This window comes from Symplocastrum torsivum (assembly GCF_059505465.1).
In genome coordinates this window covers 37,440-54,036 of sequence record NZ_JCACKQ010000046.1, presented here as the reverse complement: position 1 = coordinate 54,036, position 16,597 = coordinate 37,440, and the positions used below count along the sequence as shown (strand labels likewise).

Here is a 16,597-nt window from a genome sequence, read left to right as displayed (position 1 = left end):
CAAATTGGGACAGTTGAACTCATACTAGCGAACGTAGAATTGGAAATCAGGACACCCAAAAAAGCCTTAATTTGTAAGCTTTTCAGCCTTAACGACCAAAATTTTTCCGTTGCTATAACTAAGCCATTAGGGACAATATCATTGTCATCATTTTTGGGTTGGTGTTTCTGGTTCAAGTGAGTCAGATGATCGCACTTCCTGAACGCGACTGGCACGAATGACGATAACAAAATGCTGTTTCATTTCTTTTTCAATAAATTCTTCTACCAATCGCACCTGTTTAGGGGTGATTGGTTTATTTGCCTCAACACTTAAGTAAACTTCGGGGGGATTTTTCGTCCAATTTACTTTGGTTTTAACTAGCTGTACCTGTTGTCCAATAGTGACAGTGCGCTTGACCAAATTTCTCCTCAGCGTGGCTTGTAGCTGGGATTGTTTCACCAACTGAAAAAAACTTACTCCCAAGGGCAAAAGCAAGATGGCAGTTAAACCTAAAATCCAACCTAAGGCATGGCTTATCTTGGCATATCCATAAGTAATGAATACGATCATACAAGCAAGGGTAATGCCTAAGAGGTTAGTCAGGTAAAGTAAAAACGCTCCCCAGCTCAATTGCCAGATTCCCTGAGATAGGGATAAACCGACTACACAAATCGGTGGCATTAAAGCCACAGCGATCGCTGTCCCCGCCACTGCATCATTAATCTTTGGTCGAACTTTGGCATAACCGCTAATACCCCCAGCTGTGACAGCAATTCCCAAGTCCACCAAATTCGGTTGAGTGCGCGAGAGAACTTCCGAACCAAACTCTGAAATCCCAACTAGATTCCCCAGCACTCCAGCCAAGAGAATAGATATCGCACTGCCAACTCCTATAGAAATTAGGCTTTGGCGCAACAAATCCAAGTCTTCCTCCAAAGCGCTAAATGCTAGCGCTCGCAACGGTAACATCAAGGGAGCAATAATCATTGCCCCAATAATCACTGCTGCACTGTTGCTGATCAGTCCGAAACTGGCAATCAGACAAGAACTAACAATCAGAACTACATAGTTCTGACTGAGTTCAGCCTCTATTTTCAAAGACTCATACAGATTTTTCAGTTCTTCTTGAGAGGCTTTTGGTTTGGGCATAACAATCTCTACGGGCTAGTAACTAGTCCAGTTATTTTTGCACTGCACTAGATTACTCTCATTTGACTACCTCTTCTATTCAAAATACTTCCCAAATTCTAGTGATTACCCCTTATGCAAGTTTTTATCTAAAATGCCAAACAAGATGATGAGAAAAGCCGATAAACGCAATAAGTATAGTTCAGGAGTTGTTTCATTCGCATAGGAAGTAAAACCAAGCAAAGTTCTATTGATTGTCAACATAAAGAAGGCTAACGTAAAGCTGAGAAATAAACGGTCTTTTGTCTCTTTCCAGAAACGCAGGAAAAACAATCCCGCTATTGCACACCCCATAGCAACTGTTCCCATCAAGAAGCTCGTCATACTTTCCTATTTCAGTAGTTCCTTTCTGTAGGATATGCTTACTTTGCCTCCCACACTAATCCATATAAAAGAAAAATTATACCAACTAAGGGTACTGAAGTTCGCCAAGGTGATAGAGCCACTGAAGGAATAACCACTTTGTCAATAAAAAGAATCATATTGTCTAATGTAAACATGGCAAAACATAGTCCGCTCCACAACAACAGCCGAGCTTTGCTTTTCCGATAGCCTCGTAGAAGTAGAACGCAACAAGTAAAAGCAATGACTGCACACAGAATATAAACAATCCATGCCATATTATTCTTCCTCCTCACTTTTCAGCTTAAAAGCATCTGCAAATGATTGAATCGGATTCCTAGATAGAGAATAGATAAAATTAATCAGACTAACTGGATAGTGTCGATCAAGTTGAGCTAATTGATCGACCATGCTCAGTAAATCTTCATTTCTCGGATTGTAGCTGTAAAAATGCTCTTTCTCTTGACGTTCGACTTCTAAGAATCCACGTTTATTGAAAAACCCTAGAGTATCTTTCACAATTGTATGGTGCAGATAAAGTTTTTTACCTAGATTGTAAATTGTCCATTTCTGGTTTCTGTTTTCATTAAGGAAAAGCAGAATTTTTAAATAGTCTACAGATTTAATATTTTGACGAATAAATTGTTGAATTTCTTCAGAAAAATTTTTCATGCATCTTGTGGATAGATCAGCTCCAATCCAACAGTTAAGACTAGCTAAGGAATGGTTTTTGATTGCCTAACTATTAATTTGGTGAAATCCTTCTGATAACATTTACAGAAGGTTTAGCAAAACAAATCATCATCCCTTCTAGTGGAATACAAACCTTTTCGATATAGCATCCTTCAAAAAGCTTAGGTTAAAAGTTCTTGCATTATGACATGATTATGTACCACAGGCAGAGCTAATGCGCTGACGCGATCGCTTATTAGGCTGCTCTCAAGTTTTAGTGAGTTTTTAGCTGGCTCACTTGCTGCTGTCGTTGTTCCCTTGAACGCTCCGCTCAATCAGCACTCTCACGTTGAATTCTTGCATGAGTTAAGTGTGTCAAAGACTATCAGCTAAATCTGTAATTCCTCCACCACAGCCCAATCCCAAACATCAGTGCTGATAGCAGTACAAACCATATCCAAAAGGCAGCATGTCTTACCTTCTGAGCAAAATCGGCTTCCCACCATTTTCTTGGGCGAATCTTCTGTACTGAAAATGTAATCAATCCTGCTAAATTCAGGCAGATCAAGTTGGTTAGTAATAACAACATTGACCCTACAGCTACTTGCCAATGACCTGAGCCAATCAACAGTCCGAATGTCACCAAAGGCGGGAGTAAGGCTACTGCTACCATAACTCCCACAATCGCGCTTGTTACTCCGGATGTAAGTGATAGTGCGCCTGCCATACCTGAGGCGAACGCCAGGATAAGGTCTGAGCCACTCACCCTTGTCCTGGAGGCAATTTCAGGAATCTCTGGGCTGACAGTGAAAAAATATCCAATTAAGACAGAAAAAGAAAAAGCAATAGAGATACCAACAGCACCAATTTTTACTGCCCGACGGGCAAGAGTTGTATCTCCAAGAGTAGTAGCAAGCGATAACGCCATGTTCGGACCCAGTAAAGGCGCTATGACCATAGAACCGATAATGATAGTTCCGTCATCCCGCAATAGACCAATGGCAGCAATAACTGTGGAGAGCAGAACCATCAAATTATGAGTCCATGACAGAATTACCGTTGCAGAAACATCTTCATAAAGTTCTTGACGGTTGATACGGGATAGTTGAGTATCTAACTCTTGTTCTTTTAGTTCAGCTCTTATTTCTGGATATAGTAAAGGTCGAGGGATAGATGCTTCTACAGAAAGCAGAATAATACGAAATCCATCAACTTGAGAAAAGTGATTTGCTAACTGATCTATTGCAGTTTCGGCTTCTGCCCCATACAGCAGTATTTTAACGAGATTTTGATGGTTGGATAAGTTGGTCTGCCAAATCCCTACTAAAGAATAGTCTCGGAGTAATTCTGGTACTTTCTGGGCATCCTCCTCAGGAAGGAATACTTCAATCAGACGTAAGTTCATAAATAATTAGGTGCTTTCTTGCCTATACAAACTTTCGCCCTAAATAAAGAAACAATTTATAGTAGCAAAACTCTCGCCTACTAACTGCATATAAATTAAGTGTGGAATAGCTTATTGCGGCGCTTCGAGAACACTGACATCAATTAACGGTGTAACGTTAAACCCCTGCTCAAGTAACTGCGTCTGAATAGTGCTTGTGAGGCGGGAGCGAATCTCCTCAGAGGACTGGCTGACACCCGCTTGACGCTGAACATAAACGGTACCTAGCAATGTATTCTGCCCTTTGATATTCGCAGGAGGGAAATGAACATTCGCTTCCACCAGATTGGCTAAACCACTATCATTTACCACCTTCTGAATCTGAGCAGTGGCACGCTGCTCACGGCTGCTGCGCTGAAGCTCAGGGGAGGTAGAAAACTGCCAAGTCAGCAAGCTCAAGAGCAGCAGTACCGTAGCGGCAAGGACAACCGGAAACACCCATCGCTTGCCACGTTTATAGCGGGTTCCCTGAGCAGTCAGCCCATAGGTGCGGAACATCAGGGAAGCCGATAAATTAATCCCGACCAGTTGCAGCAAGAGTACAAAGACACCGTTCAAAGCCATATCCCAGCGACCCATCGCGCCTGCCATGCCCACCACTCCAGCAGGCGGTGCCAGTGAAGCCGCAACCAGCATCCCAACGGCTGCCCCTGACACGAGGCTACTTCGTTCCGATTGGACAAGATTGAGAGCACCTGCCGCACCCGCAATGAGTGGAAGCAGCACCGCCACGGCTGAGACAGTACTTGTTGCGTTCATTGAGGATGTCACAACTTCCTGTTGCAGAATCAGGCTGAGCGCTCCAGCTACAGTGATTGTCACTGCCAGGGCTGAAAAGTAGCGTAATAGGCTCTGCTTGAGCAGTTGTCCATCACCGCGTGCTGTAGCGATCGCAGCATTCATCGCTGGACCTGCAAACGGTGCAATCAGCATTGCCGCAACGAGAAGATAGCTAGTATTCGTGAACAAGCCAATCCACACTACCACACCCGCTGCCGCTGCATACCCCAGAAAGCCTTTCCATGAGCCAACGCTTTGCAAACCTGAGAGAAATATCTCGATCGGGCTGCGTGCCTCCACATTTTTCACCTGCTGGGGTGCCTCTGATGCCGGAGGCTGCAAGGCAATTACTCCACGAGGCAACAGCGTGATGTGCAAGTTGGGTAGTGGTTCTAACTTTTCTAGCAGTTCCTCAACCTTCCCATTCGAGACGTGAACGATTACCACGTCTAGTAGTTGGTCATTCCCAGTCGCGTCAAACTGGGCAAGGTTCGCGCCCTTACAAGCGTTGGCGATGTCTAGAACCTGTTGACCGTATCCCCGTGGAACCTGTACAAGTAGTTGGCGCATTGCTCTCCCTCTGTTTTATAGTTCAAGACTTACGCACAGCCGCAATATTATGGTGTTGGAGTAGGGGCAATCCCCTGTGGTTGCCCCTATCCCTACGGTTGATGCGTAAGTCCTAAGTTGCTGTCCGGGAAGCCTGATTGAGGTTCCACCTCTCCACGGGAGCATCCCAATTGTGCAAATACATTTTCTTGTGGGACAGGCCGGAAAACTTGTCAAAGCTAAAAAGCGGGCAGGATGCCCACCCCACAATAAATTATTTCTGCAAAAATGGGATGCACCCCCTCTCCCCTGCCTCGCGTGACGGGCAAAGCGAGAGCTATTGAGCCGTTTGAGTGTTTTGGTTGCTGTTAGTAGGGCGACCAACAATATAATTAGCTGCTTCTACGCTACTAGGAAGCTGTTCTATTCTTCCCTGAGCAACCAACGCTTGATAAATAAAAGCAGCAATATCACCACGGGTAGCAGGCTGATTAGGATTGAGAATCTTCTGATTGGGATAGTTGACTACGATATTTGCTTTTGTGGCTGCTGCTACATCATCAACCGCATAATAAGGAATCTTCTGGGCATCTGCATAATAGTTGCTAACAGTAAATGATGCAGGGCGTGTCGAAGACAAACCTTGCTTAGTTGCTACTGATGAGGGCAAATTACTAGGAGATACCCCTTTGTCACTCGCTACCGATGAGGGCGACTCACTAGGAGATACACCGTTGTCACTTGATGAGGGCGAACTGTTAGCAGGCGTACTCTGACTATTCGCTGGCGCAGTTACCAGTGGCTGCATCAAACTAGTCATTGCCAGAGGGATAAACAAACGCTTCTTGGTTGCTCGACCTGTGCTTACTGGCTGAGTGGTTGCTTGAGTAGTTGCTTGATTTGTAGTTGCTTGATTTGTAGCTGCTTGATTCGTCGTTTGAGTGGCGGATGGTGTCGGATTTGTCGAAGACGAATCCAAGTTCTTCTCTAAAGCAACTAATGCCTCAACCCTGGAAATCTCTTGATTTGGACGAAAGAAACCCCCAGGATAGCCCGTCATAAATCCTGTCTGGTAAGCTTCCTCGATTGCTGAAGCTGCCCAATAGCCAGAAGGAACATCTTTATATACACTTCCACCTGCTATTTTCCGAACGGGTTCCTGATTAAAAGCTTGGCGGATTACTGCGGCAAATTCATCGCGTTTTACTGGCTGATTAGGTCTGTATGTTCCATCAAGATATCCAGCAAGAATGTCTTTTTCAGCGAGGGGTTCAATAAATGGACGCGCCCAGTGGTCTTGAATGTCAGGAAAGCTAGCGTTTGAAGTTGGAGCCGCTACTACTGCACCTGAAGCCAAATTTACTAAAGGTGCAACTGCACCTATTGCTAATCCTAGAGTTAGGAAGGCTATAGTTTCTGATGACAGACGAGGGAAGTTTGACATGATAAATAACTCCTAATTTCTTGCTCTTTTTTTAACAAAAACTTTATATATTTTTCTTCTCTCCTACTGATCTACCCACTCAAGTAGACCAAGAGAAGTAACGCATCCTACAAAGTGAGCACCAATCATATTGATATTGGCTAAAACAACAAAAATATCCAGTGAACGAATGACATTTTGACGGTTATAGACTGCTATTCCTTGAGGTTCGGCTAGAGCTTTTGCCAGTACCACTACAACGCTTAATTCAGAAGCCAAGAAAGCTAATAACACCCCCACTAAACTAACAATTAGTCCAATTTGCAAGATTTGAATTATCTCCTCCTTCCTGGGATGCACTTCGCGATTAGATGACTGTAATCGTTTGGCTAAACGCCTGTATCGGAAAGCCCAATATACTCTGAAGCACAGCAACAAAATTCCAACACTAGCTAAAAAGATACCCAACCCAATCCCTGCATTATTTGTTTGAGCGCTGAGGTTACGGCTAAAGATAGCTAACAATAAAGTAATGACAGAAATAGCACCTAGCACTAACTGTATCCAGAAACTAAATCGGCTGACTGTGCGAAAAGTATCAGCAAATCGTTGTTTAGTTGGTGGTGGTAAGTAGGAGCCTAATTGATTTGACATATTCATCCCCCTTTAGCATGATTAATACGGTAATATAGAGCGTAAGTTGCTTGAAGAAATACTTCATTTATGCAAAACCTTACCTAGCTCATTAGTTGCTTGCTGTTCAAGTTCTTTTAGCAAAACCCTTAATTTATATAGCGACTCTAACGGTTTTGCTTTGTCTATAGAATCTGTCCCGTTGAAACTTATACTTAATATATTAAAGATAATTTAATATTAATCAAGGTATAAATCAGAGTTTAGAAGGAGTTTATTTAGAAAGTCATAGCCTTTCTAAACAGTAAAATTCAGCGAGTTTAGAATGCTTATAAACAATAAATATAGATATTTGCTAAACACTTGTTTTTTCATGATAGTAAGGATAATTTTGTTGATAGATAGATAATTGGAGAATAGAAACATGGTTCTTTACAAGCTCGAAGACTTTGATCCAAATTACCGAGACACTTTTGGTGATGAAATCAAAGGCTATGATGTTTATGCAGACAGAACTGATGAAAAGATTGGTAGCGTCAAAAATATCTTAGTTGATGAGTCAGGTCATTTCCGGTATCTCGTCGTTGACACAGGCTTCTGGATTTTTGGTAAGCAAGTCCTGCTACCAGTAGGTCGTTCCAGTATTGACCATAATGCACGGCATATCTATGCCCTAGGGTTTACCAAAGAGCAAGCGGAAAATTTACCTGAGTTCAACGACAGCTTGAAGGTTGATTACGATTATGAAGAGCGGGTGCGGGGAGTTTATCGGACTCCGTCTACAGAGACATCTGTGCAGACATCGGCACCTATAGGGGCATCAGCACCTTTAGATCCTACGCCTGCCTATGCAGCTCCTGGCGCTACCTCTAATCAACCTCGCAATGCTAGTTACAACCGTGATACCTACACCTACCAGCAAGATTCTTCTCTCTACGAGATGAATCAGCAGGATCATCAAACTCTCAAACTGTACGAAGAACGGCTCATTACCAATAAAAACCGCGTTAAGACAGGAGATGTAACAGTTGGCAAACACGTTGAAACAGAGACGGCACGGGTTTCGGTACCCCTTGAAAAGGAGCGAGTTATCGTTGAGCGCACTACTCCAGAAGATGCTGGAACTGTAGTTTCTCCTAGTGCCAATGCCTTCCACGAAGGCGAAGTTGCACGTATGGAAGTCTACGAAGAGACTGCTGATATTCAAAAGAAAGCTTTTGTGCGTGAGGAAGTTAATGTCAGGAAAGAAGTAGAGCGAGATACGGTTAACGCTTCTGAACAGCTTCGTCGAGAAGAGCTAGATGTGGATACCAAAGGTCAATCCGTTGTGGATAAAAAGGTCTGATACCAATTGAGTTTAGGCTTACAACATTTGAATTTGAAACTATCTACTGGCAAAGCTGGGACGCGATCGCTCAGAGCTAGTATGGCTCGTCGTGGCTTCGGCTACCTCATGGCGCTAACACTAGTGGTGACGCTGGTAGGAGCGGCAGGGATGTATGCATTTGAAAGCACCACCCCTGATGGGCGCGGACTGAAGGACTATGGTACTGCACTGTGGTGGACGGCGATGCTGATGACAACAATGGGTTCGGAATATTGGCCACAGACTTCAGAGAGTAGGGTGATTTGCCTATTTTTAGCCTTGTATGCCTTTGCTGTATTTGGCTATGTAACGGCAACACTCGCTACATTCTTTATCGGTCGCGATGCCGACAACAAAGAGGCAGAGGTAGCAGGTGCCAAATCCATTACCGCACTCTATGAAGAAATCGCAGCATTGCGGGCTGATATTCAGGCACTTTCCCGTCAGAACCCGGAAGTCTGAAAACCTTTTGATAAGTTTTACCAAAATTGGCGTGGTGAGCTAGCTTTTTATGGGCGTAGATGCCTCTGGATCGGGAAATAAATCTTTCCCGATCGGGGATAGCATGGATAAAGAGGCGATCGCACCTTTGACTTGTTCAGAGGGAACCTCTAGATATTTTTGCAGTTGTTCCAAATTGCGATGTCCTGAGATTTTTTGAATCACCCGCAACGGGATGCCAGCATTACTCATTTGAGTCAGTGCGGTGCGGCGAAAGCTGTGGGTACTGACACCCTGTAGACCGACTCTGTTGCAGGCTTCTTTGAGGAAACGAGCAGCGGTGTCCGGGTGGAGATAGCCTCGATTGTAGCGACCGGGAAACAAGTAATATTTGCCCGCGTGAGGGTAGTAGTTACTGAGTGTTACCCGCAAGTCTTCGAGCATGGGAATGTTGCGAGTGGCTAACTTCCCTTTGGTATTGGCTTTACGCAGGATGAGTACGGGATGCACTTCTCCCTTCAGGCTGTAGACATCGCTGGTGACGAGAGAGCAAGCTTCGGCAACGCGGCAGGCGGAAAATAAGCAAACGCTAAACAGGACGCGATCACGCTCGGTTTGTAGTCCTTGAGAAAAAAGTAGATCAATCTCCTCTGGTGTGAGGATTTTCGACTGTCCGTGTCGGTTAATTTTCATAAGGAACCATCCTACCCACCTCGCTTGTTGGAGCGCAGATGGATAGTTGATGTAGTGGATTTGTCAGCCTTTTTAGGATTCTCCAGCAAATTCCAGTTTACAGATGCAAGGTAGTGCGTGAGGATCGATCAAGCTCCAAGTGAAGCAGGATTAGTCAGGTAATCCTGCGTTAATGTCTTCAACTCAAGATTATCGTCACTACTCTATCCATGAAGAGTTTTCTTCATTGAGCTTTCTTATTTCCTTGAGGAACTTGAAATACTCCTCCATAGCCAACTCTAGTCGCTTCAAAAGCTTATTTTCTTGATCTGTTATTATTCCTGCTTGAGCATTATGCTTTAAATTATTCTGTTGCCTGATAAGCATGGGGTAAGCTTGACCCAGAATTAGGAAAGAGCATTTGCTCCTGCTTGACAACGAGAGCAAACGCTTTCCCATTGCCCTATTCGAGATGAACCGTAGTGAGGTATATTCAGCTCCAGAGTCGCAGGATGTCAGACCTTGACCAAGGTAATTTCACTATTTAATCAATCGGGAGGCGTAGCTAAGAGTACGCTAACCATGAACCTGGGCTACCACTTAGCCCTACGAAAGCATCGGGTTCTCTTGGTGGATATGGACCCCCAAGCAACGCTTACCACCTTCATGGGGCTTGACCCGGTCGAGTTGACGACGACCGTCTACGAAGCCATCGTCGGGGAAGAACCCTTGCACATTCATGGCAAAATTCACAAACTGGACATTGCTCCTTCAAACATCAACTTGAGTGCGGCTGAACTTGAATTGGTTAGCGCCCTGATGCGGGAGATGCGCCTTAAGGAAGCTTTAGCTCCCGTCGAAGATAAATACGACTTTATCTTAATTGACTGTCCTCCCAGCTTGGGAATTTTGAGCGTGATCAGCCTAGTTGCCTCCACTCACGTACTCGTCCCGATCCAAACGCAATTTAAAGCCTTTCAGGGAACAGATTTGCTATTGAATACGGTGGTAGGACTTCGCTCTAAAGCCAATCGAAATTTAATGATCGCAGGATTTATTCCCACGATGTACGACGGTCGCACAGCTCAAGAAAGCCGGACTTTAAAAGCTATTTCTGAACAGCTTTCGCCACTGGCTAAGGTTTACGAGCCGATTCCTCGCTCGATTGCTTTTGCTGATGCTTCCGAAAAGCGATTGCCCTTAGCCAAGTCCAGCCCAAAGCATCCAGCCGTTGCTATCCTGAAACACATTGCTATAGGTTTAGAGAAACTCTAAAGAGACGTGACCAAAAAAGATCAGCCCTATACAAGTAAGTTGAGAGGTGTAGCCGCTCTTTTAGGAGAACCTCCAGCCGCCGCTGCACAGTTTGTGGCAATTAGCTCGATCCGCCTACCTCAACAGCAACCCAGACGCTACTTCGATCCAGAAAAGTTAGAGCAATTGACTATTTCAGTTAAGAAACTCGGTATCCTAGAGCCTCTGTTGGTGCGAATTCTACATCTTGGAGAGTATGAGTTAGTCGCGGGGGAGCGTCGTTACCGAGCTGCCCAAAAGGCGGGTTTGTCGGAGATCCCTGTTGTTGTCAGGGAACTAACCGATGAAGAGGCTCTCCAGCTATCATTGATTGAAAACCTCCAGCGCGAAGACTTAAATCCCGTTGAGGAAACAGAAGCTATCTTGCAACTGCTAGCTACTCAACTATCGAGTAGTGTTGAAGAGGCTCGCACCTTGCTTTACCGAATGCAAAATGAGGTTAAAGGCAAAGTTACCCAAAACGTTTTGGGTAGCCAGGAAGGAGAGCTGGTGAAGATAATGTTTAACTCTCTGGGACTGATGAGTTGGGAATCATTCGTGAGCAGTCGGCTTCCCTTACTCAACCTAGCGGATGAGGTAATCGATGCCTTGCGCCAAGGTCGGATTGAATACACTAAGGCGCAAGCAATCGCTCGTCTTAAGGATGCCCAAGCTAGGCAAGCGTTACTGAACGAGGCAATAGAAGAGAATCTTTCACTTAAAGAAATCCTCGAACGAATTCGAGCGCAAAGGAAACCTCAAGAAAAACCCCAGTCCCTCAAAAACCTCTTCAAGGAAACATCTAATCGTTTGCAAAAAGCGAAGTTTTGGGACAATCCTGAAAAACAACAAGCACTCGAAAAACTGCTCAAGCAAATGGAAGCCCTGTTAGAGGAGAAATGATTCTCTCAGCTTACTCGTCACCCCTTCAGGATCGCGATTTAACAACTCAAACACCAGACGAATTCACGTCAACATCTAATCGGAATGCTAGTGGCAGTGTTGAAAGCAGTTATCTCATCTATGCAGAACCCGATCATCCAGAATACCGCTGTTATCCGACTGACTCGCTCCTGGTAATTTCACATTAATTTTTAATCTCTTGTTATTGTTATGCCAATTAAGTATAAAGAGCTAATTCAATTTGAACCAATTGAGACGGTCATCTAACTCCAGGATGCCGATCAACTCAGTGAAGCACAGCGGCTAGTCGGCACTTATCGGTTGCTTTCGCGCATGGGGCAGGTTCGCTCAAAGTCTTGTGTGGGAACTCACCTCACAGGCAACGATAAAAGTGGTGGAACTTTCTAGGGGAAATATAAAATGCTATTTTCCCTAGAATTTGAATGGTGAGCGGGATCGCACCTCTCCGAATAATTCCCCTAGAATCTCGCGGCTAGGAGCTGATTTGTCCCCTTGGCTTTTTACCTAATAGAGCAAGAATCTCTGGAATGGATAGCTCTGCTTTGATAGCATCTGTGATCGCAGGGACTTTATACTTAGGTACTCCTTCCTTTATTGTCTTCCAACGCCTTTTAGAGTCAGGGTCGCGGACATCATAGTTGTACTGCCAAGTGCTGTACTCCTTGCCTTTTTTGACCGATACGCACCTAACAAGAGAACCGCTGGCTGGCTTTTTATTAGGACTGCATTTTCTACGTCCCCTGGGCTTTTCTACTGGCTGTTGGCAATCACCCTGAGTCTTAAGCACAAGCCTTTGAGGGGAAACCTGTACCGATTCCGCTATAGAAGTCTGCACAGGCAAGTTCTCCAACCATTCGGGTTTTGCCAATATGCAAGGAGTTTCAAAATTTTGGGTTCCGTTGAGCTTGACCAAGACTAGCTTTCCAATACGGGCGACTACTCCAGTGCAGCAACAGGCGTATGAGAGTTTTTTAGGAAGTTTTGCATCAGCTTTGACTCTGACACCCTCGCCCTCCTTAAATCCCCTAGAATTTGTAGCATCTTGTCTAGCTGGTGTTTGCACCCTAGAATGACTAAGCATCGCTATTTTCCTCCCATGCTCCAAGACCAGCAATGGGCATAAATTTGGATATTTCCAGGCTGACTAACATCTTTGCCGTGCCAACTTTTCCGTAAATCCGGTTTTTGTCAACAATCAACTCAATCGTGTTGTCGTGGGAATTTTTGCTATAGTAAGCGTCGCGGTAGAGCATGATTACCGCATCTGCTACCTCTGCAATCTCCCCAGAATCCCTTAAGTCAGCCTTCGTCGGGCGCTTGTTATTGCGCTTTTCGACCTCCCGATTAATCTGAGAGCCAAGATAGAAAGGCACGTCAAAATCTTTAGCGATCGCTCTTAGTTCTCGCGTGATCTGCCCCAGTTCCAAATTGCGGTTCTTTTCCGCTGAACCTAAACTAAGCATCTGCACGTAGTCGAGAAATACTGCCCCCAGTTGCCCTTGCCTTAAAATCGCCTGCTTGACAACGGAGCGAATGGTGGAAATCGACGGGTTAGGCTCGTCATAGACCATCCAGGGCAAATTGCTAAATATACGTATTGCTTGCGCTAGCAACTCCCACTCGTCCTCTTTGACGCCTCCAGGCAGTGGTCCTTTAAACAGGCGGCTGTTGTGAATGCCTGAAAGACGAGCGAGGAGTCGCTGGTTAATTGAGTCTTTATCCATCTCGCAGGAGAAGAACAAAACTGGCTGGTTGAGTTCAGTCATAATGGCGTGTCCAAGCCCCAGCATGACTTGGGTTTTTCCCATTGAGGTCGCACCCCCAATTACACTCAGTGTCTTGCGGTGAACACCGCCAGTTAACGCTTCAAGGTCGTACCAGCCCACTAACTCACCTGCCCTTTTCCCAGTCTCGATGTTGGCGAACAAAGAGATACCCATTTCTGAGGTGTCTTCCAGTTGGTAGCGTTCTGATGCCTTTTGGGTGCTGATGCTGAAAACTTTTTGTTCGGCTTGGTCTAGGACAGTTTCTAACTCTATTGATGTCTCGTGACCCAACTGAACAATCTCGTTTCCTGCCTGAATCATCTGACGGCGGAGGTACTTATCCATCACCAGCGCTGCGTAGCGATCAACATTGACCGCTGATACGGTGCGCTCAACTAATTGGGCTAACTTGCTCTGACCGCCAACTTTCTCCAATAATTCATGGTCAGAAAGCCAGGTGGTAACGCTCATCAAATCCGTCGGCTTACCCTGGTTATGGAGAACTAAGGTAGCTTTGTAGATTTCTTTGTGGCTATTGATGTAAAAAGCTTCCGCACGAAGAAGCTCAGCCACCCTACCAATGGCTTCCGGGTCTAGCAGAATGCCTCCGAGAATCGATTCCTCAGCATCAACGTTTTGAGGTGGAAGGTTGTTGGCAAAGGAAAAATTCATCACCCTCTTGCCCCCTGACCCGGCTGTGTCCAACTCTGCTGTCGTTTTTGCAGTTCAGCTAGTTCTTTTCGGGCTGCGTTTATCTGTTCTTGCTGCTCTCGTTCTGATTGGGCAGGGTCAACTTGGCTTAGTGTTTGAGACGATGCGGTAAAAAACTCTCCCCTCAGCTCTTGCCAATTTCGCTCGATCCACTTTTTAGCGAGCGTTGGCGGTTTGGGTAGCTCGGCTGCCTTCTTCAATCCAAAGTCTAAAAATTTCTCTCTTTTGTCATCTGAGAGAGTCTGTATAAAGTCTGTATAAGTCTGAAAGGAGCCATAACCCTTATCCTGTGGGGGTTCTGGAGTGACATTTGGATCATTTTGTCTATTTTTGGACATTTCGATCCCGTTGCTGACATTTGGATCATTTTGTCCGCGTTTGGATCTTTTTGTCCGCATTCGGACATTTTTGTCCGTTGGGCTTGACTTTAATTTGACCGAAGCCGTTGTATTCCGGCACTTCCACTTCTCGATCTGAAAGTCAAATAGCTCTAAATCTTCCAATCTTTGGGCGGAGCGCCGGATAGTTCGCTCGTTTACGTTCAGAATTCTGGCAACTTCAGCAGGTGGGGGAATATCAACCCAGCGATCACCAAATGGATCGAGTTCCCACAAATAGAGCCACAGGTCGTACTGATTACCGCTAAGTTTGCGTAATCGCACATACCTGATTAACTCCAAAGGGATTTGGACAAATGTTGGCTGTATCATGGTGAGTGTAATCGATGAACTTACTCCGTCGTGCTTTCTAAAGCTCTGAAGGTTCGGCTGATTTTTTAGTTTTTAGCTCTTTGGCAGTGCTAGAGAGCCGTCTAAAGGTGTCGCACCTTTGATGCTGCAATACTTCAGTAACAGCTCAATCTCTGCTGAGAACTGCTGGTGCTCGTGCCAAATTTCGGTGCAGTCCCAGGCTAGATTAGGAACGGGGTAGTTCATAGAAAGCTCTCTGATATGGGTGTTAGTATGGTTTTGCCTGGTTTCCCTTACTAGTTTTAGGGAAATTACCAAGCTCGTAAATATAATATGTTGAAAATTACCACAGACGTTAATTTTGTGGCTAAGATATTTCCATGAAACGGAAACTAAGAGAAGCCTTTTTTTTAGCGGTTAAGGAATCCAAATTGAGTGGCAAGAAGCTTGCAGAGTTATCTGGACTTTCTGAATCACAGCTTTCTGAGTTCCGCAACGGAAAGAGAGAAATAACTTTGGGGAATTTTGAGCAAGTAGTGAACTCATTGCCGCCTGATGTATACCACCGCTTCTGCTGGCAGCTGACACTAACTCAGATGGATCAGGAGGAATTATGCGAGTTAATTGCAATGGCAGCTTCTCAGTTGAAGTCCAAGCAGGTACCGGGAACTAAGTACTCCGCATCCGAAAAGGAGTACGAACATCAAGCTGCCACGGTTTCATGAAACTGAATCACCTGAAACACCTCGGAAGCTGGAAGCCCCGTAACCTTAGCCAGCGAATGAAAGCGCGGAAGTTTGCGAGTTTTTAGTTGATTTGCCCTTGCTACGCGATCGCTTCTTCGTAGATCTTTTCTTTTTCAGTTTGAGCAGCCGTTGCACGAACTGGAAATCCTCTAAAACTAGCTTTTGACCCTCTCTCTTGACTTTTAAGTCGGCGAATGACCAGGATGGGTTCGGTAAGTGTCCCATCTCCTCTTCATGCCATGATTCAAGTAGATATCGTTAGTGCGTGACGGCAATATTTTCAGCTTAATGCTTTAAGGATTTTGTATTGTTGCACAAGCCGTTTTTTCTCTCACTACAAATTCAATCGTATAGGTCAGGAGCGTGATTGCATGAAAGGGGATGTCACTTGTGCCCTCACTATCCTGTACGGCTTGAATTCCAAGCTCTAGGCTAGTGGAAGGCAACTATATAGCTGAGTTCTTGCATTTGAGATTGCCGTGGTCGCAATTGCTCCCCAAACTATATAGATAAGCCCTAGCATTACATTGTATTATACTCCGCCTTCAACCTAAAATTATTGCAATGGTTGCAAGCGGGAGTTAGGGAAGGATTGTGGTGAGAGTACCTACACGGAGACACTGGGAGATATGGGAAAGCTATCAGTCTCTCCAAATGACTCCTGAAGAGTTTTTGTCCCTGTGGGATGTGTCGCGTGAAGAACTGGCGAAACTTTGTGGCAAAAGCCTCAGTACGGTCAATCATTGGTTTTCTAGGGGAGTTCACCGCATAGAACCGAGTGAAGACGATCAACGGCGGCTGGCAGAGATCCATGCTTTCTGGACTCAGTTTGAAAACGAACCTAAGCATCTGCGCGAGATTTTTGAGGCGAAACCCCGGCGCAGATACCAAAAATAGTTTGCAACCATTGCAAGTTTTTCTTGCAGTCTTTGCAAGGATGGCTATATCGTGAGTGCAGGGTTATTCAATCCGATTC

Annotated in this window: 20 protein-coding genes; 7 read left to right on the top strand and 13 right to left on the bottom strand. The window is 45.0% G+C overall.

The window, feature by feature from the left end; genetic code table 11:
- Positions 1–147: 147 nt before the first annotated feature.
- The 8 genes from AC5JL3_RS15910 to AC5JL3_RS15875 all read right to left on the bottom strand — a co-directional run bounded on the left by AC5JL3_RS15910 (position 148) and on the right by AC5JL3_RS15875 (position 7,034).
- Complete coding sequence (locus tag AC5JL3_RS15910) at positions 148–1,131, bottom strand: TIGR00341 family protein (RefSeq protein WP_496075404.1); 984 nt, start codon at positions 1,129–1,131, stop codon at positions 148–150.
- Between the two features lie 105 nt (positions 1,132–1,236).
- On the bottom strand, positions 1,237–1,494 hold the full coding sequence (locus AC5JL3_RS15905; protein ID WP_496075403.1) for a DUF5985 family protein: 258 nt from the start codon (positions 1,492–1,494) through the stop codon (positions 1,237–1,239).
- Positions 1,495–1,532: 38 nt separating this feature from the next.
- Positions 1,533–1,790, bottom strand: coding sequence for a DUF5985 family protein (locus tag AC5JL3_RS15900; protein ID WP_496075402.1), 258 nt, complete (start codon positions 1,788–1,790; stop codon positions 1,533–1,535).
- 1 nt (position 1,791) lies between these two features.
- Positions 1,792–2,184 (bottom strand): hypothetical protein, encoded by a 393-nt coding sequence (locus AC5JL3_RS15895; RefSeq protein WP_496075401.1) that lies wholly within the window; start codon positions 2,182–2,184, stop codon positions 1,792–1,794.
- Between the two features lie 385 nt (positions 2,185–2,569).
- Positions 2,570–3,589: a TIGR00341 family protein gene (locus AC5JL3_RS15890; protein WP_496075400.1), complete on the bottom strand. Its 1,020-nt coding sequence runs from the start codon at positions 3,587–3,589 to the stop codon at positions 2,570–2,572.
- A gap of 111 nt (positions 3,590–3,700) precedes the next feature.
- Entirely contained in the window at positions 3,701–4,978 is a 1,278-nt protein-coding gene (locus tag AC5JL3_RS15885) for a DUF389 domain-containing protein (RefSeq protein WP_496075399.1), read from the bottom strand.
- Between the two features lie 316 nt (positions 4,979–5,294).
- Positions 5,295–6,401, bottom strand: coding sequence for an S-layer homology domain-containing protein (locus AC5JL3_RS15880; RefSeq protein ID WP_496075398.1), 1,107 nt, complete (start codon positions 6,399–6,401; stop codon positions 5,295–5,297).
- Between the two features lie 63 nt (positions 6,402–6,464).
- A complete protein-coding gene (locus AC5JL3_RS15875) occupies positions 6,465–7,034 on the bottom strand; it encodes a DUF3611 family protein (RefSeq protein ID WP_496075397.1) in 570 nt (189 codons plus the stop codon).
- Positions 7,035–7,437: 403 nt separating this feature from the next.
- Here AC5JL3_RS15875 and AC5JL3_RS15870 point away from each other — a divergent pair, with 403 nt between their 5' ends.
- Both AC5JL3_RS15870 and AC5JL3_RS15865 read left to right on the top strand, forming a co-directional pair.
- A complete protein-coding gene (locus tag AC5JL3_RS15870) occupies positions 7,438–8,358 on the top strand; it encodes a DUF2382 domain-containing protein (protein WP_496075396.1) in 921 nt (306 codons plus the stop codon).
- Positions 8,359–8,391: 33 nt separating this feature from the next.
- Complete coding sequence (locus AC5JL3_RS15865) at positions 8,392–8,841, top strand: potassium channel family protein (protein WP_496075395.1); 450 nt, start codon at positions 8,392–8,394, stop codon at positions 8,839–8,841.
- A 39-nt stretch (positions 8,842–8,880) separates the two neighbouring features.
- Here AC5JL3_RS15865 and AC5JL3_RS15860 read toward each other — a convergent pair whose 3' ends face one another.
- Positions 8,881–9,513 (bottom strand): tyrosine-type recombinase/integrase, encoded by a 633-nt coding sequence (locus AC5JL3_RS15860; RefSeq protein ID WP_496075394.1) that lies wholly within the window; start codon positions 9,511–9,513, stop codon positions 8,881–8,883.
- A 501-nt stretch (positions 9,514–10,014) separates the two neighbouring features.
- Here AC5JL3_RS15860 and AC5JL3_RS15855 point away from each other — a divergent pair.
- Genes AC5JL3_RS15855 through AC5JL3_RS15845 form a run of 3 tightly spaced genes read left to right on the top strand, consistent with a single transcriptional unit; the run spans position 10,015 to position 11,876 of the window.
- Positions 10,015–10,767 (top strand): ParA family protein, encoded by a 753-nt coding sequence (locus AC5JL3_RS15855; RefSeq protein WP_496075393.1) that lies wholly within the window; start codon positions 10,015–10,017, stop codon positions 10,765–10,767.
- Positions 10,768–10,773: 6 nt separating this feature from the next.
- Complete coding sequence (locus AC5JL3_RS15850; protein WP_496075392.1) at positions 10,774–11,688, top strand: ParB/RepB/Spo0J family partition protein; 915 nt, start codon at positions 10,774–10,776, stop codon at positions 11,686–11,688.
- Positions 11,685–11,876, top strand: coding sequence for a hypothetical protein (locus AC5JL3_RS15845; protein ID WP_496075391.1), 192 nt, complete (start codon positions 11,685–11,687; stop codon positions 11,874–11,876). Before AC5JL3_RS15850 ends, AC5JL3_RS15845 begins: the two co-directional genes overlap by 4 nt.
- Positions 11,877–12,181: 305 nt before the next feature.
- Here AC5JL3_RS15845 and AC5JL3_RS15840 read toward each other — a convergent pair whose 3' ends face one another.
- The 4 genes from AC5JL3_RS15840 to AC5JL3_RS15825 form a co-directional block, all read right to left on the bottom strand.
- Complete coding sequence (locus tag AC5JL3_RS15840; protein WP_496075390.1) at positions 12,182–12,790, bottom strand: hypothetical protein; 609 nt, start codon at positions 12,788–12,790, stop codon at positions 12,182–12,184.
- Entirely contained in the window at positions 12,783–14,147 is a 1,365-nt protein-coding gene (gene dnaB / locus AC5JL3_RS15835; protein WP_496075389.1) for a replicative DNA helicase, read from the bottom strand. The genes AC5JL3_RS15840 and dnaB overlap by 8 nt, the downstream gene beginning before the upstream one ends.
- A complete protein-coding gene (locus AC5JL3_RS15830; protein ID WP_496075388.1) occupies positions 14,147–14,896 on the bottom strand; it encodes a hypothetical protein in 750 nt (249 codons plus the stop codon). The genes dnaB and AC5JL3_RS15830 overlap by 1 nt, the downstream gene beginning before the upstream one ends.
- A 72-nt stretch (positions 14,897–14,968) precedes the next feature.
- Entirely contained in the window at positions 14,969–15,121 is a 153-nt protein-coding gene (locus AC5JL3_RS15825) for a hypothetical protein (protein ID WP_496075387.1), read from the bottom strand.
- 134 nt (positions 15,122–15,255) lie between these two features.
- Here AC5JL3_RS15825 and AC5JL3_RS15820 point away from each other — a divergent pair, with 134 nt between their 5' ends.
- Together AC5JL3_RS15820 and AC5JL3_RS15815 are read left to right on the top strand one after the other, a co-directional pair.
- Positions 15,256–15,600 (top strand): helix-turn-helix domain-containing protein, encoded by a 345-nt coding sequence (locus AC5JL3_RS15820; protein ID WP_192219063.1) that lies wholly within the window; start codon positions 15,256–15,258, stop codon positions 15,598–15,600.
- 618 nt (positions 15,601–16,218) lie between these two features.
- Positions 16,219–16,518, top strand: a complete 300-nt coding sequence (locus tag AC5JL3_RS15815; RefSeq protein WP_313929854.1) for a helix-turn-helix domain-containing protein — start codon at positions 16,219–16,221, stop codon at positions 16,516–16,518.
- The last annotated feature ends 79 nt before the right edge of the window (positions 16,519–16,597 follow it).